The 16,430-nt window shown below is 61.9% G+C and carries 13 protein-coding genes; 4 read left to right on the top strand and 9 right to left on the bottom strand.

The features are described from left to right. Both LJE91_09725 and LJE91_09730 read right to left on the bottom strand, forming a co-directional pair. Positions 1-516, bottom strand: a 516-nt coding sequence (locus LJE91_09725; GenBank protein ID MCG6868981.1) for a DUF4338 domain-containing protein, incomplete at its 3' end; no start/stop codon positions are given. A gap of 129 nt (positions 517-645) precedes the next feature. Then, the gene (locus LJE91_09730) at positions 646-1,866 is read right to left on the bottom strand and encodes a nucleotidyltransferase family protein (protein ID MCG6868982.1); all 1,221 of its coding nucleotides are present in this window, start codon (positions 1,864-1,866) and stop codon (positions 646-648) included. 974 nt (positions 1,867-2,840) lie between these two features. On the opposite strand from LJE91_09730, the gene LJE91_09735 reads away from it, so the two are divergent. From LJE91_09735 to LJE91_09750, 4 genes are read left to right on the top strand one after another with little or no spacing between them, the layout of a single operon-like run. Continuing rightward, positions 2,841-4,295 carry a DUF3375 domain-containing protein gene (locus tag LJE91_09735; GenBank protein MCG6868983.1) on the top strand — a complete coding sequence of 485 codons (1,455 nt, stop codon included), beginning with the start codon at positions 2,841-2,843 and terminating at the stop codon, positions 4,293-4,295. 42 nt (positions 4,296-4,337) lie between these two features. Further along, positions 4,338-5,000: a DUF4194 domain-containing protein gene (locus tag LJE91_09740; GenBank protein MCG6868984.1), complete on the top strand. Its 663-nt coding sequence runs from the start codon at positions 4,338-4,340 to the stop codon at positions 4,998-5,000. After that, positions 4,993-8,370 (top strand): ATP-dependent exonuclease SbcCD, C subunit-like protein, encoded by a 3,378-nt coding sequence (locus LJE91_09745; protein MCG6868985.1) that lies wholly within the window; start codon positions 4,993-4,995, stop codon positions 8,368-8,370. The genes LJE91_09740 and LJE91_09745 overlap by 8 nt, the downstream gene beginning before the upstream one ends. Positions 8,371-8,379: 9 nt before the next feature. After that, positions 8,380-9,549 (top strand): DUF2220 family protein, encoded by a 1,170-nt coding sequence (locus LJE91_09750; protein MCG6868986.1) that lies wholly within the window; start codon positions 8,380-8,382, stop codon positions 9,547-9,549. 3 nt (positions 9,550-9,552) lie between these two features. On the opposite strand, the gene LJE91_09755 is transcribed toward LJE91_09750, so the two are convergent. The 7 genes from LJE91_09755 to LJE91_09785 form a co-directional block, all read right to left on the bottom strand. Next, positions 9,553-9,960: a hypothetical protein gene (locus LJE91_09755; protein ID MCG6868987.1), complete on the bottom strand. Its 408-nt coding sequence runs from the start codon at positions 9,958-9,960 to the stop codon at positions 9,553-9,555. A 48-nt stretch (positions 9,961-10,008) separates the two neighbouring features. Next, positions 10,009-10,326: a hypothetical protein gene (locus tag LJE91_09760; protein MCG6868988.1), complete on the bottom strand. Its 318-nt coding sequence runs from the start codon at positions 10,324-10,326 to the stop codon at positions 10,009-10,011. Positions 10,327-10,392: 66 nt separating this feature from the next. Further along, positions 10,393-12,774 (bottom strand): nitric oxide reductase activation protein NorD, encoded by a 2,382-nt coding sequence (locus LJE91_09765; protein ID MCG6868989.1) that lies wholly within the window; start codon positions 12,772-12,774, stop codon positions 10,393-10,395. 31 nt (positions 12,775-12,805) lie between these two features. Beyond that, positions 12,806-13,189, bottom strand: coding sequence for a GxxExxY protein (locus tag LJE91_09770; protein MCG6868990.1), 384 nt, complete (start codon positions 13,187-13,189; stop codon positions 12,806-12,808). Positions 13,190-13,258: 69 nt separating this feature from the next. Beyond that, positions 13,259-14,065: a CbbQ/NirQ/NorQ/GpvN family protein gene (locus tag LJE91_09775; GenBank protein ID MCG6868991.1), complete on the bottom strand. Its 807-nt coding sequence runs from the start codon at positions 14,063-14,065 to the stop codon at positions 13,259-13,261. 188 nt (positions 14,066-14,253) lie between these two features. Then, complete coding sequence (locus LJE91_09780) at positions 14,254-14,610, bottom strand: ribulose bisphosphate carboxylase small subunit (protein ID MCG6868992.1); 357 nt, start codon at positions 14,608-14,610, stop codon at positions 14,254-14,256. 172 nt (positions 14,611-14,782) lie between these two features. Continuing rightward, entirely contained in the window at positions 14,783-16,207 is a 1,425-nt protein-coding gene (locus LJE91_09785; GenBank protein MCG6868993.1) for a form I ribulose bisphosphate carboxylase large subunit, read from the bottom strand. Between the last annotated feature and the right edge of the window lie 223 nt (positions 16,208-16,430).

The following is a 16,430-nucleotide window of genomic DNA, read 5'->3' on the forward strand; positions in this document are numbered from 1 at the left end:
GCGATATCCCCAACGCGCCTGCCAGTCGTCGCCGACCCGCCGGGCCAGTTGTCCGAGCACGTGGCTGGCGAGATTCGCCACCTCCACCCAGGGAAAGATAAGGAAGCGGCTGTTGTTGAGCACCCAAGGCAGGTTCTTCAAACGCTGCCGGTCATTCCAGCCAATCCATCGGTCACGTGCCGTGAGCGCCTTGGCTGCACCGCTGAGCAGAACACAGCCCAGCCAATGCCCTTCGGATTCGATGAAGTAGCGCGCCCAATACCCGAAGGGCTTCTTGTAGCCCAGGAGATGGTAGCGCTCGACCGCGTCATTCCAAACGCTTTCTTCCTCCGCATCGCTCGCCAATCGCAGGCGTACCGCATCGAGCTCCGACAGAGACCGCACCAAAGGTGCCGCGGGATTGGTTCGAGCGCTCGCGCGTCTCGGTGTGCAGGAGCGGGGGCCGGGATGGCTTTTGTCTTGCTGCAGCGCAGGCAGGCGCAGCTCCCCGGCCTGTTCCATGCGTGCAAGCAGCATTTTCCCACCGCGCCTGCGTGCTGTCTACTCCCTTTTGCGAAAAACTTTTTCCCCTTCCCCCGCAAGCCTTGCTGGCGTTAGGCTGCAAAGGTCATGCGTCAAGGCTGCAGCCGGGTGCGGGGGGCGATTCTAGTGCGGAACGGGTTGATGCCAAGGCCTGCCCAGCAATGTTCTAACGATTGCCGTCGCGATTCGTACGGGCCGCAGCAGGTAGTACAAGGGAGACAGGATCTCCGGTAGCCTGACGAACGCGTAATCGCGCCTCTTCGGCGCAAAGATTCGCTGAGCGCGTGCAGTGATTCGGTCGGTTCGTTTGTCCAGCAGCGTGATGGCGTAGTGTTCCTCGTTGCCGAAATGGAACAAAAATGTTCTGGCCTTCGGTTCCTGTTGGGAGTCCGTGGTGAAGAACATCTGGGTAATCAGCTCATCAGAGGTCCGCTCGAGGGCTGGAGCAGGCAGTGAAAGCGAGTGAAGTCCCCTGAGCGACCCGGTGTCGAGAAGTTTACGGGTGACGAGTAACGCCAGGTCGGTCGATCGTCTGCAACCCAGGGAATCGGCACGGGCAAACAATGCGTCCCAATCCTCCCGCCCGAAGTCCCTGACCAGCTCATGGATGTCGCAGTAGCGGTAAAGCGACTGGTTCCAGCATTCCTTGACCGCGTTGATACACGAGACCAGGACGTTATCCACGGCACCGAACCCGTCGAATTCGTACCCGGCTATCGATACCGGTCTCTTGTGACGCCAGAACCGCTCCGCGTCGATAGCAAAGTGGCCTGGTCCGATACCGAAATGCAGATCCACCTTGACCTTCCGGTCCTCGTGCCACAGGCCGGACTCCATGATACGCTGCTCGACCGGTTCGGTCAGCGTTCGTTCGAATCCGAGGGCCACAAACAGATCTCTGGCGGCCTCGAAATGGAAATCGCATACGAGGAGGTCGATGTCTCTCCCCCAACGCGTGACGATATCCCCGTAGGCAAGCTGCGACTGGACGAGGCCCTTGAAGGTGAGGGAGGGGATGCCGGCCTGCTGGAGCAGGGCGGTGACTTCGGCCAGATTGTGGAGTTGATTGAAATTGTGCTGGGCATAGAGCAGGGCCTGTGCCCCGAGCGCCTCGAGCAATGATGGCGGCACGATGTCCGGAAAGTGAGTCTTGAGCGTGTGATTGACCACAGGCACGACGCCGTGCCACATGGCCAGTTCCAGCAGGGTTTCCCAGTCGATTCCGGAGTCGATCAGTTCCCTGGCGGTTACAAGGGTGGTTTCTGACGGTCGTGCCTGTGCGCAGGTTGTCAGAAGCACAATGTCGTCGGGGGGCGTGTTCTGCATACTACGGTTGGTGTTCATCGGGAGTGGTGTCCGCAGTAAATTGTCCTTTCCTGGAATCGTACCCGTGTTCGGAAGCACTGTCGGTGACCTGCTGCCCTGATTTACGACTTCGTTCCAGATCCGTGCTATCGATGACCCCGTGAGACAAGGTGGGTGGGTGCTTATGGGATTCGGGTCAATTCCCCGTCGTCCCTCACGTATTCATGTTTGGTGTGGATGGATAGTCAAAATTACTAGCGTCCTCACATTCTTTGTATCAATGGTTGGGTGAACATGAAGACGTCGGAATCGGCACGGGTTCTCCACGCCAAATGGAGAAGTACACCGGACGATTCCGTTCTGCCAAGGCGATTGCCGGAGAATGGCATACCAGATTGCGCCGGGTGAGCTGCGAAGCAGTAAACGGCTTGGGCAGGAAGCCCAAGACCGGTGCCCAAGCAAAGCAGGGACAGCGCCGCGCCGGGATCGTTCGTCATCAAGGCGCGACAACAGGCGCATAGTCGAGCTATGCAACTGTTGTCGCAACACAGAGGACGGACGACAAAGACAAGCTCGATGGTATGTCATTTGACAGAAATCGCCTAGGTCTCAGTCGTTCGGACCTGCTCTGGCAGTCACCCGCTTCAATGTGGGGACTGTCAGTTCAGATTCGGCCTACGATCAACTGGGCACTAATCAATGACGCTCCGAAGGCAATATTGGGGATTGCCCGGCGGCACTCGGAAGTTGATGTCGTGAGCGTCTATTGCGAGCGGTAGACGAATTCCGACGTGGCCCTGGCCCATTGATAAACCAGAAGGTCGTACAGCACTGCTGTCCTCACGAATGACTCCCGCGCAGTTTTACGGCCCTGGTGTCGAGGTTTCCGGTTGTGTCCCGGAGGGGCCGTTCAGGAAACTCGACTAACGGCTCGGCTCGGTTGCACAAGCATCTCGCGCGCTTTAGTGTTGTCTGGGATACCATTCAGGCACGCAGCCATACGAATTTGATCCATGAGTCTGGATCTCGACACACTCGAATTTCTGCGGCAGCACCACCCGGCGTGGCGATTGCTCGGTTCACCGCATGCCGCGCTGGTAGCAAGTTTCCTGCATCGGACCTTCGTCGAACCCAACAAGCGAACGATCACTCAGGCCGATCTGGCCGAGGCGCTGGAGGACGATCTGTTCGCGTTGCGCGAACGCCTCGGTGACGAGACCTTTCCCCGAACGGCGCTTGAGTATCTCAATGACTGGGCGGGCGATGATAAGGGCTGGTTGCGCAAGTTCTACCGCCAGGGGTCGGACGAGCCCTGTTTCGATCTGACGCCGGCCACGGAGAAGGCTATCGGCTGGCTCGGCACACTGAGCGAGCGGTCATTCGTCGGCACCGAGTCTCGCCTGTTGACATTGTTCGAGTTACTGCGGCAGATCGCCTCGGGGAGCGAGACCGACCCGGAGGCGCGCCTCGCGGCGCTTCAGAAACGCCGTGACGAGATCGATGACGAGATCGCCCGGGTGCGCGAGGGCGACATGCCCATGCTGGACGATTCGGCGCTGCGGGACCGCTTCCAGCAGTTCGTTACCGTCGCGCGGGAGTTGCTGGGGGATTTTCGCGAGGTCGAGCAGAACTTCCGGATCCTGGATCGCGGCGTGCGCGAGCGAATCGCGCTGTGGGAGGGGGGCAAGGGCGAGCTGCTGGAAGATATCATGAGCGAACGCGATGTCATTATTGACTCTGACCAGGGACGAAGCTTCCGCGCCTTCTGGGACTTCCTGATGTCGAGCGAGCGGCAGGACGAATTCGGCGAGCTGCTCGACCGCGTGTTGTCTTTGCCAGCGGTCACCGAGCTGAATCCCGATGCCCGCACCCGCCGGGTGCACTACGACTGGCTCGAAGCCGGCGAGCACACTCAGCGTACCGTGGCCCGGCTTTCTCAGCAACTGCGACGTTTCCTCGATGACGCGGCGTGGTTGGAGAATCGTCGTATCATGAACATCCTGCGTGGCATCGAAGGCAAGGCGCTGGTAGTGCGCGAGTCGCTCCCGGGCGGCAATTTCTATGCCATTGCCGAATCCCGAGCTTCCGTCGAGCTGCCGATGGAACGTCCGCTTTACAGCCCGGGCCTGAGACCGCATCTGGTCGATCTCGCGCCGGTCGCGGACGGGGGAGACGTGGATGCCGCGGCGCTGTTCTCCGAGACGGTGGTCGACAAGGATGCGTTGGCCAGGCATGTCCGCCGTGCTCTGCAAGGCGCCTCGCGGGTGACCCTGGGCGAATTGTGCGAACGCTGGCCACTCCAACAGGGCTTGGCCGAACTCGTGACCTACCTGGCACTGGCGGACGATCGCTTCGACAGCACCGTCGACGAGGCGGTGGAAGACGTCATCGTGTGGCGCGGCCAGGATCGCGACGGAATCGAGCGGATGAAACAGGCCCGCCTTCCCCGTGTGGTATTCATGCGGTAATTCGGGATAGGGAGACGAGCTCAAGCCGAGTGCGTAAAGAGGATGAATTCGATCGATGAGATGGACCGACCGGATGGGGCGGTGGCGGGCGGGGCCGATCTGTCCTCGCTGGTGGTTCCCCTGCTCAAGGGCGTGATCTATCGCGACGAGGCGAGCACGCGCGACGGCGGCCAATGGAACGACCTGCTCGATCTCCAGGCACAGGTGCGGGACTACGTGAGCGTGTTGGGGCTCGATCTGGTGCTGGACGAGGCCGAGGGCTATGCCTTCCTGCGCTCGCGAGATCCCGAGGGCGACGAGGCCGGCGCCTCTGCCCCGCGCCTGGTGACCCGCCGACAACTGACCTTCCCGGTCAGCCTGTTGCTGGCGCTGTTGCGCAAGAAGCTCGCGGAGTTCGACGCCGGCGGTGGGCAGGACGGCGAAGGCGTACGTCTGGTGCTGTCGCGTGAGGACATCGTCGAGCTGATGCGCGTGTTTCTGCCCGCAACCGCCAACGAGGTGCGGCTGATGGACCGCATCGACGCACATATCGCAAAGGTGGTCGATCTGGGTTTCCTGCGCAAGATGAAGTCGGTGGCCGGGCAGGGTCAGACCTTTGAGGTGCGCCGGATCCTGAAGGCCTTCGTGGACGCACAGTGGCTCGCTGAATTCGACCAGCGCCTGGCGGACTACCGCGCGCAGCTGGAGGCCGCGGACGATGAATGAGTCGCGCACCCTGGGACTGGACTTCGTCGCCGACGAGACGATGGCGGGGTTTCGGCTGACCCGTCTGGAGGTCTTCAACTGGGGGACTTTCGATGGCCGCGTCTGGACCCTGCGTGCCGATGGCAGGAACGCCCTGCTGACCGGCGATATCGGTTCGGGCAAGTCGACGCTGGTCGATGCCGTCACCACCTTGCTGGTGCCCGCGCGCCGGGTCGCCTATAACAAGGCTGCCGGTGCGGACAGTCGGGAGCGCACGCTGAAGTCCTACGTACTGGGCTACTACAAGTCGGAGCGCAACGAGATCGGTGGCGCCGCCAAACCCGTCGCGCTACGCGATCACAACGCCTATTCGGTGATCCTCGCCGTGTTCTACAACGCAGGTTACGACCAGGCAGTCACCCTGGCACAGGTATTCTGGAGCAAGGATCCGCAGGGGCAGCCTGCACGGTTCTATTCGAGCGCCGAACGGGAGCTGACGATCGCGGGTGATTTTGCCGGGTTCGGTACGGAGATCGCGGCGTTGCGCAAGCGCCTGCGCGGTGACGGCGTCGAGATATTCGACAGCTTTCCACCCTATGGCGCCTGGTTCCGGCGGCGTTTCGGTATCGACAACGATCAGGCCCTGGAGCTGTTTCACCAGACCGTATCGATGAAGTCCGTGGGCAACCTGACCGAGTTCGTCCGCAATCACATGCTCGAGCCGTTCGACGTCGCACCGCGCGTCGATGCCCTGATCGATCATTTCGACGACCTCAACCACGCCCACGAGGCAGTGCTCAAGGCCAGGCGCCAGATCGAGGCACTGACGCCGCTGGTCTCCGATTGCGATCGCCACGCAAAGCTGCTCGAGGCCACGGACGGTTTGCGTGCCTGCCGTGAGGCCTTGCGACCGTACTTCGCGGGGATCAAGCTCGGACTGCTGGACACGCGGATCGACGCCCTGCGCGAGGACTGCACGCGCCAGACCACACGCATCCGGGGGCTGGCCGAGCGCCGCGCGGAACAGGGAGCCCGCGTGGACGAACTGAAACGCAGCATTGCCGACAACGGCGGAGATCGGCTTGAGCGGCTTGCCGAAGAGATCCGCCTCAAGGTCCGCGAGCGCGACCTCAGGAAGAAGAAGGCCGATCGTTATGCGGAGCTGGCGAGGGCGATCGGCGAACACGTGGCCGAGGACGAGGGAGCGTTCGCCGAGCGGCGTGCGAGCCGTTTCCAGCTGCTGGAGGCATCCCGGTCGCGGGAAGCGGAACTTCAGAATGCCCTTACCGAGCAGGCGGTCGAGCTGCGCCAGGGCAAACAGACACACGAACAACTGATCGCCGAGATCGAGAGTCTGCGGGAGCGGGGCAGCAACGTCCCCGCCGAGCAAGTCCGCCTGCGCGACGCCTTGTGCGCCGCGACGAACCTGTCCGAGTCCGACGTACCTTTCGCAGGTGAGCTGTTGCGGGTGCGCGAAGACGAGCGGGAGTGGGAGGGGGCCGCCGAGCGGCTGCTGCACAACTTCGGTCTGTCCATGCTGGTGCCCGACTCGCACTACCGGCGGGTCTCGGAGTGGGTGGACCGTACCCATCTGCGGGGACGCCTGGTCTACTTCCGTGTGCGTGCAACCGCGCGCGACGAACCGGGGATGCTTCATCCGGACTCGCTGGTACGGAAACTCGCGATCAAGCCCGATTCGCCGTTCTACGATTGGCTGGAGCGCGTCTTGGCGAGGCGATTCGACGTCGCCTGCTGCGAGACCTTCGAGCAGTTCCGGCGCGAGACGCGAGCCATCACCCGTGCCGGTCAGATCAAGTCCCCCGGCGAACGCCACGAAAAGGACGACCGCCACCGCATCGATGACCGCCGGCGCTACGTGCTCGGCTGGACCAACGAGGAGAAGATCGCCGCGCTGGAGGACGACCGGCGCCAGCTCGAATCGCGCCTGGCCGGCCTGGGCGCGGCGATCAGCGGCGTACAGGCCGAGTTGAAGACCCTGGGCGAACGCGCCAGTCTACTGGCCAAACTGGACGAGTACCGGGACTTTCAGGAACTGGACTGGCGTTCCGTGGGAATCGACGTCGAACGTCTCGAGACGGAAAGGCGCGAACTGGAGGAGGCATCCGACGTACTCCGTCAACTGACCGAACAGCTCCATGGTCTGCAAGCCCAGATCGCCGAGACCGAGAGCCAACTGGAGGCGCGCCGGGAAGCGCGCGCCAGGACCGAGCAGAAGCTCGAGGATGCCTCGGCCCTCGAAGTTCAGACACGTACCCTGCTGGACGATCCCGCTATCGAGGCGCATTCGGCGCGTTTTGCGGAACTGGATGCGCTACGCCCCCAGGCCCTGGGCGAGCATCGCCTGACCGTTGAGACCTGCGACAATCGCGAGCACGACATGCGCGAGTGGCTTCAGGCGCGTATCGATGCCGAAGACAAGCGTCTCAAGGCGCTGGGCGAGAAAATCGTTCGCGCGATGACCGAATACAAGGAAGCCAACCGGCTCGAGACCGCGGAGGTCGACGCGAGTATCGAAGCGGCGTTCGAATACCGCGCAATGCTCGAGGCGCTCGAGGCCGACGACCTGCCGCGCTTCGAGGCCCGTTTCAAGGAGTTGCTCAACGAGAACACCATCCGGGAGGTGGCCAACTTCCAGTCGCAACTGGCCCGAGAGCGCGAGACCATCAAAGAGCGCATCGCGCGCATCAACGACTCCCTGGCCCAGATCGATTATGCCCGCGGGCGCTACATCCTGCTCGAGGCACGCTTGAACGCGGACAACGAGATCCGGGACTTTCAGAGCGAGCTGCGCGCCTGCACCGAGGGTGCGCTGACCGGGGCTGGAGACGCCCAGTACTCGGAATCCAAGTTTCTCCAGGTCAAGCGCATCATCGAGCGTTTTCGCGGCCGCGAGGGGCGCACCGAGGCGGACCGGCGCTGGACCGCGAAGGTCACCGACGTGCGCAACTGGTTCATGTTCGCCGCCAGCGAGCGCTGGCGCGAGGACGACAGCGAGCACGAGCACTATTCCGACTCGGGTGGCAAGTCGGGCGGCCAGAAGGAGAAACTGGCCTACACCATTCTGGCCGCCAGCCTGGCCTATCAGTTCGGACTCGAATGGGGTGTGGTGCGCTCGCGTTCCTTTCGCTTTGTGGTCATCGACGAGGCGTTCGGGCGCGGCTCGGACGAATCCGCGCAATACGGCCTGCGTCTGTTCGCGCAGCTCAATCTGCAGTTGCTGATTGTCACGCCCCTGCAGAAGATCCACGTCATCGAGCCCTTCGTGGACAGCGTCGGTTTTGTTCACAACGAGGACGGACGCGCCTCCATGCTACGCAACCTGACGATCGAGGAGTATCGGGAGGAAAAGGCGCGTGCCCTTTCAGGATAATTTTATCCCGTGAACTGGACGACATCCCGGGACTTGCGCGCGCAGCTTCAACATGGTTGGCACCGGGGCCGACTACTGGCGGACCTTGCGACCGGCGAGACGTCCTTCCCCTTGAGATTGAAGCTCAAGGGGCCGACCTCCGCGCAAATGGCCGGACGCTTCGAAGCCGTACGCGCCTGGATTGCCGAACTTCGCGGCCTGCGCCACTACCGGGTCGAGTTGCGCCAGTTCAACCACAGGGTGCTGGGCGCGAATCAGGTCCCCGCGGCCGTGTGGGTGGATACACTGGACGATGCACTGGCCCTACTAGGCAAGCGCCGTGAGGCCGAACGCTTCGCCGCATTGGTCGAGCGCACCCGCGAGCGCCGGCCTGAGTTGATGGATTGGCTTGCCCGCAGACCCCTCAAGGCGCTGGAGCTGGTGGACGTCTGGGACCGTCTGCTGGACGTGATCGACTGGATGGAGGCGAACCCGCGCCCGGGCATCTACCTTCGACAGGTCGACATCCCCCGGATCGACAGCAAGTTCATCGAGGCGCATCGAGGCATCCTGATTCAATGGCTCGATCGGATCCTGCCGCCGGCGGCCGTCGATACCGCAGCTAGCGGTTTTTCCGGGCGTTACGGATTCCGGGAGAAACCCCGTCGTATTCGGTGGCGCATGCTCGATCCTGCCTGCACGCCGTTACCGGGACTGGCCGAGGCGGACGTTACGCTGGACCTCGACACCTTCACCGCTCTGCAAACTCAGGTCTCCCACGTCTTCGTCACGGAAAACGAAATCAATTTCCTGGCTTTTCCCCCGATGTCGGACAGTCTGGTCATCTTCGGCGCCGGTTATGGGCTCGACCTGCTTGAGCGGGTTTCCTGGCTACGACGTTGTCGGGTGTATTACTGGGGTGACATCGACACCCACGGCTTCACCATCCTCGATCGGCTGCGCGCCCATCTCCCGCACGTGCGCTCCCTGATGATGGATCGCGCGACACTTCTCGCCTTCGAGGCCCAATGGGGTGTGGAGGAGAAACAGACACTGCGCGATCTCCCCCGCCTGACTGCCGAGGAACAGGCGCTGTACGACGACCTGAGAGACAACCGCCTGCGCGCGAACCTGCGCCTGGAACAGGAGCGCGTCGGTTTCGGCTGGGTCGAGGACGCGCTGTCCCGATTGCGTGTTTAACGATCATTTGCTTGAAAAGGGGATGACCTCATGATCGTTCTTTCCGTGAGCGGCCTGTCGTGATTCCAACAGCGTGAGCGCCTCGAGGAACGCGCCCTGCAGGCGTTTCATGATCTCTGGACCATCGCAGACGTAGTAGACGCACTCGAAGGCCACCGGCTGACTGAAATCCGTTCTGACGCCCGGTCGGAAGCGTTGCCAGGAGATGGCAATGTTACGCCGGTTGTTACCATCGACGAAGACGGTCTCTTCGGCGTCGATTACGGCGAGGTATTGCATCGAACGGATCGGCACGAACAGGGCGGCACCGTCGTGACGACCGAACATCACGCGGATCTTATTGTACAGTTCGGCCGGGATCCGTCTCCGTTCCCGGCCGGTCTCCTCACCCTGCTCGAAGCGGACTTCCATATTCGGTCAGTCTCAATCAACCTGGATCAAGCGTTTTCGGTCTGGGACTCAGGTCTCGTCGTCTTCGAGGCTCGGGTCCCAGCCGTTGGATCTGGCGCGCTTGACCGCCTCTGACTGTATGCGCATGAATCGCTCCCGAAGCTCCTGCGGCAGATTGGCGACGAGAAAACCGTATTTCTCCCACTCCCGGTCGACCTTTGCCCAAAGGTCCTCGATCCCCTGTGGCAACCAGCCCTCACAGGTCTCGGTCTCCGGGATGATTCCGAACACCCAGGCATCCCGGATGATCCGGCCCGTATCGGTCATGCCGCCGTTGATTTCCCTGTCGATGCCGACGTAGCGCTGGGGTTTGGATGTCGGGCGCATGTTAACGCTGTTCCTCCGGTTTTGGATGCGATTCGCAAGCCTGCCTCATGCCGTATCGGACACTGTCTATCCGGTGATTGCGGCGAACACGTTCGGCAGGCGCTCCGGAAGGCGCTCGACGTTGTCGACGATGGAATAGTTGTTCTCGCCAAAGATACGCGCGACGTAACGGTCAGCCTCGGGATCCAGGGTCAGGCAGTAGGTGTAGACGCCCTGCATGGCGAGGTCCTCTACCGCCTTCTTGGTGTCGTGGCGCAGGTACTGCGGGTCGCGCTCGTCGATGTCGGCGGGTTCGCCGTCGGTGATCAGCAACACCAGGCGCTTCCGCGCGTTCTGCTGGGTCAGTTGCCAGCCGGCGTGACGCAGCGCCGCCCCCATGCGGGTCGACAACCCGCCCTCCATACCGGCCATGCGGGCCTTGGCCTCGTCGTCGTAGGGCTTTTCGAAGTCCTTGAAACGATAGTACTGCACGTCGTGGCGTCCGTCGGAGGCGAAACCGTGCACCGCGAAGTTGTCGCCGATGGAGTCGATGGCCCAGGCCAGGAGCCCCGTCGATTCGCGGGTGAGGTCCAGGATGCTCGGCTGGTCCTCGTAGCCTTCGTCACCCTCCTGCAAATCGCCGATCTTCTCGTTGGTCGACTCCGAAAGGTCCATCAGCACCACGATCGACAGGTCGCGGATGTGTCGCGTGATTCGGATGTTGATTCGTGGATCGGGCATGACACCTCGGCGGATGTCGATCATCGCGCGCACCGCGGCGTTCAGGTCCAGCTCCTCGCCTTCCTCGTAACCGCGTCGACGGACGATGCCCTGTGGTTGCATCGCATCGATCAGGTGCCGGATACGTGAGGCGATGGGCTTGTACTTGTCGAGGATCGTGTCCATGACTTCCGGGTCACCCTGGCCCTGCTTGCGTTCGATGACGGTGGCCCAGTCCGGCCGTGCGAGCTGCACGTGGTAGTCCCACTCGTCGTAGTGGTACGGCTCGGAGACCGGCTCGACCCCCTCCATCTGGTTGTAGCTGACCCCCTCGTCCTCGTACGGGAACAACTCGGTGGCCAGCACCCAGACTTCCTGATGGTTATCGATGTCGAGTTCGGAGTTGATTTCGTTGACCATCTCCATGACCGACACATACTTGCGCACGGTCTGCTGGCTGGACGGCATGTAGTCGACGCCCTGGGTCTCGAACATGTTCTCGGCGAAGTCCCAGAAGTAGCGGTTGTCGTCGCGGTATGGGATCGGCCAGTCGGACAGCACGCGTACGCTCGGTATCTTGGCCTTGTCGACCATCAGATTGTAGAAGTTGACGCCGGCCGTCCACGACACACGGGAAGCGTAGGGGTCCTTCTCCAGTTCCTGCAGGAATGCGGACGCGGCGTCGTTGATAAAATCTTCAGGGGCCCGGTAGTCCGGGTCCATGATCGCGCGTGTCGTACGCAACATGTAGTCCATGGTTTCGTGCGGCGCGCCGAAGTCGTCGTCCGCGTCCGGCTCGGCGGTGAAGAACGACAGCCAAAGCTTGCGCAGGCCGGGAAACTCAGAATAGGCCAGGTACTCGACCCGGGCGTCCTCGAACAGCTCGATGAAGCGCATCTGTGCCTGCGACAATTGCTCGGCCGAGATCGGCTCACGCGTGTAGACCATGTGCGCGGCGGCATGGGCAGCCGCGGCGCGATAGATCGCTATACCGTCGATGCCGCGGAACGGATCATAGGCGTCCGGAATGTGGATCTGGAAGCCTTCGATGTACGGCTTCAGGCCGCGACGGCTCTCGTAGTCTCCGGCGGTCGGGCGCATGAAAAACGCGCGGCCCCACAATGCGCGCAGATAGAAGTTCAGCTTGCGCTGGTTGCCGACGAACAGCGTGCCACGGCGTTCGTTCTGTAGCACCGAGCGCGCCGATTCGGTCTTCAGACCGAAGTAGGCCATCTGGCCGTCGAGGTCGCGCTGATGGGCCTGAGCGCCCCACATCGCCCAGCGGCGCAGGCCACCGAGGGTCAGTTTGGACAGCAGCTCGTCCATGTTTTCCATCATCGGCCTCAGACCGCGCGGGGCCTTGCCGGCGAGCTGGTGCAGCAGTTTCAGGTAGCCGCGCAGCACGTCACCGTCGCCCAGGCGTTGCGCGGCCAACGGCATCACCGACAGCATCAGGGTGATCACGCTGCCGGAGGTGTGCGAGGCAAGCTTCATCATCGACTCGACGATATCGGGGACAATGTCCTCGCCGACTTCCTTGGCCACACCCGGCATCTCCTGCACATAGGTCAGCACCAGGTCCTGTCCGCGACCCATGGTGCACATCGCCCGCATGCCTTCCAGGTAGTTCTGCAGTCCCCGCGGCGACATGACGCGCTGCGCCTCGTGATACGAAGACTCCAGGGCCTCGAGATGCTCGTGATCATCGGGGTCGAGGCAGGTGACGTATTCGTTGAAGTCGATACTCATTTTATTTTACCGCCAAGGCGCCAAGATAGGATTAAGAGAGAACAACACGCTTGATACCCTGTTTCAATACTCCCACATTGAAGTTGATCAGCAGACCAAGGTTCAATCCTGTTGCCCGGAGATAGGAAATCACCTGAGCCTGGTGAATCTCGTTCAAGGCATTGACGGCTTTCAGTGCTACGACCAGTCGCTGGTCAATCGGGAAATCTAGCCGCCCCGTACCTACTTCGTGTTCCTTGTACAGTACGGAGATTTCGGGTTGCCGGCGAAAACGTAATCGTCTCAGGGTGAGTTCAATCGCCAGGACTTCTACGTAGACACTCTCGAGGTATCCGGGACCAAGCGCGCGATGTACTTCGATTGCTGCGCCAATTGTCTTGCGGGCCAAGGCATCCAGCTCGTGCGACGGTTCCACTTGAGGCGTACCAATTTAAGCTGCTATATGTAGAACGTTGGCATCCTTGGCGCCTTGGCGGTTCAATTTCTAAAAGTAGGTGTTGACAGCAGCACTGAGTGTGTCGCGCATATCCGGGTCGTCCGTCAGCGGGGTGACCAGCGCCATCTGGCACGCGGCCATTGGGTCGATGCCCTTGCCGACCAGTTGCGCCGCGTAGACCAGCAGACGGGTGGACATGCCCTCGTCCAGGCCGTGGCCCTTCAGGTTACGTGAACGTTGAGCGATGCTGACCAGCTTGCCGGCGATGTCGGCATCGACGCCGCCCTCGTGAACCACGATCTCGACCTCGATCTCTTTGTCCGGGTAGTCGAAGTCCAGGCCGCCGAAGCGCTGCTTGGTGGACTGCTTGAGGTCCTTCATCAGCGACTGGTAGCCGGGGTTGTAGGAGATGACGATCTGGAAATCGTCGTGCGCATGGACCAGTTCGCCCTTCTTCTCCAGCGGCAGCACGCGGCGGTGGTCAGTCAGCGGGTGGATGACGACGGTGGTGTCCTGTCGTGCCTCGACTACCTCGTCCAGGTAGCAGATCGCGCCGATGCGGGCAGCGACGGTCAGCGGGCCGTCCTGCCACTTGGTGCCGTTGATGTCGAGCAGAAAGCGGCCGACCAGGTCGGAGGCGGTCATGTCCTCGTTACAGGCTACTGTGATCAGCGGTTTTTGCAGCTTCCAGGCCATGTACTCAACGAAGCGCGACTTGCCGCAGCCAGTCGGTCCTTTGAGCATGACCGGCATGCGCGCATCGTAGGCGGCCTCGTACATGGTTACTTCGTCACTAACGGAACGGTAATAGGGTTCGTCTTTGACAATGTATTGATCGCGATCGAGTTCGCTCATGTCCTGTGCCTCTTGGCGGCGAATATTCAAGCTTTCAACGCTCAGTTGTCAGCGGTCGGCTCGTCTTGTCGAACGAAGCTCGACCTGTCCTTGCCTCTTGCAGAAAGCTGACTGCTGACAGCGCAAAAAAAACCTGCCCCGCGTGACGGAGCAGGGGCCTGCGTTCAGGTCAAACGCGGCGTAGATGGTCAGACCGGCTTGCCGCGGAAGATCACCAGCGCCGTGCCCTGGGACTGGGCATAGTTGTCGTAGCCGATCAGACGAACGTGGTTGCCCGGATTGGCCGCGAGGCAGTCCTCTGCCTCCTGCAGCACGGCATCGATGTCGGTCTCACCGAACAAGGGCAACTTCCACATGTACCAGTAGGAGTCGGTGGCATTCTCGGGCTCGGTATGCTCGATGGCGGGGTTCCATCCCTTGGACACGATGTACGCGACCTCGGCGCGGATCTGCTCCTCGCTCAAGGCGGGCAGGTAGGAAAGGGTCTCGAACTTGCGGCTGCTCGGATCGGACAGACGCGAACTGTAGTCCTGCATTTCACTCATTGAAAATTCCTCTAGTGGAACCACCAAGGCGCCAATGACGCCAAGGAAATTCAGTAAATTGGTCGCATTCGGATTAGTGAATCGGTCAGCATTTCGGTTGGTTGCCAGACGCCAGTACGCCGGAAATTCGAAGCACGCTTGGCGTACTTGGCGCCTTGGCGGTTAACCGAATTTACTTGTGGGACACGTCAAGTTTGTCGACAGTGTCGAACTCGAACTTGATCTCTTTCCAGGTGTCCATCGCGGCCGCCAGCTCAGGGCTTGACTTGGCGGCCTCGCGCAGGACGTCGCCGCCGCGCTTCTCGAGGCCGTCACCACCGTTGCGATTGCGGTCCTCGACGCAGGCTTCCAGCGCGACACGGTTGGCCGCCGCACCCGCCGCGTTGCCCCAGGGGTGGCCCAGGGTGCCGCCGCCGAACTGCAGGCAGGCATCGTCGCCGAAGATGGTAACCAGCGCAGGCATGTGCCATACATGGATTCCGCCGGAAGCGACCGGGAACACGCCGGGCATCGAGCCCCAGTCCTGGTCGAAGAAGATGCCGCGGCTGCGGTCTTCCTTGATGTAGGAATCGCGCATCAGGTCGATCCAACCCAGGGTGGCCTCGCGGTCACCCTCGAGTTTGCCGACCACGGTGCCGGAATGAAGGTGGTCACCGCCGGACAGACGCAGCAGCTTGGCCAGCACGCGGAAGTGGATACCATGCTTGGGGTGACGGTCGATTACGGCGTGCATCGCGCGGTGGATGTGCAGCAGCAGGCCGTTGTCCCGGCACCACTGGGCCAGACCGGTGTTGGCGCACCAGCCGCCGGTGATGTAGTCGTGCATGATGATGCGCGAGCCCAGCTCCTTGGCGCGCTCGGCGCGCTTGAACATCTCGTCCGGGGTCGGGGCGGTGACGTTCAGGTAGTGGCCCTTGCGCTCGCCGGTCTCGGCCTCGGCCTTGTGCACGGCTTCCATCACGAAGTCGAAACGCTGGCGCCAGCGCATGAAGGGCTGAGAGTTGACGTTTTCGTCGTCCTTAGTCAGGTCCAGTCCGCCGCGCAGGCACTCGTAGACCGCGCGGCCGTAGTTCTTGGCGGACAGGCCGAGTTTCGGCTTGATCGTGCACCCGAGCAGCGCGCGGCCGTACTTGTTGAGGATGTCGCGCTCGACCTGGATGCCGTGGGGCGGACCGTTACAGGTCATGACGTATGCAATCGGGAAGCGCACGTCTTCGAGGCGCAGGTGGCGTAGGGCCTTGAAGCCGAACACGTTACCCACGATTGAGGTGAAGACGTTGACGACGGAGCCCTCTTCGAACAGGTCGATGGGGTATGCGACGAAGGCGTAGTAGGATTCGTCGTCGCCCGGAACGTCCTCGATGGCGTAGGCGCGGCCCTTGTAGTAGTCGAGGTCGGTCAGCAGGTCGGTCCAGACGGTGGTCCAGGTGCCGGTGGAGGATTCGGCGGCCACAGCGGCGGCAACCTCTTCGCGCGGGATGCCCGGTTGTGGGGTTATCTTGAAGCACGCCAGGAGGTCGGTATCCTTCGGCGTGTAGTCGGGCATCCAGTAAGTCTCGCGGTACTCTTTGACGCCCGCATCATATTTCTTGGCCATTGTTTCCTCCTATTCAAGGGGTTGGCTTCAAATTGCCCGTCCGGTCTAGCCGCCCGTCCGGGTCGAAATTTCGGGGTGGTCCTTAGGCTCTGTTGACATTCATCGTGGACGGCGGCTTTACGGATCTTTTCCGCCCTGACGGCGTTGGATTCGACTTGCAATGGGGCGGCATTGCGCATCGAATCCGCCTTGTCAGGACGAAAAATCCCTCGAAAATCCACTC

Source organism: Gammaproteobacteria bacterium (assembly GCA_022340215.1).
Classification (GTDB): Bacteria; Pseudomonadota; Gammaproteobacteria; order JAJDOJ01; family JAJDOJ01; genus JAJDOJ01.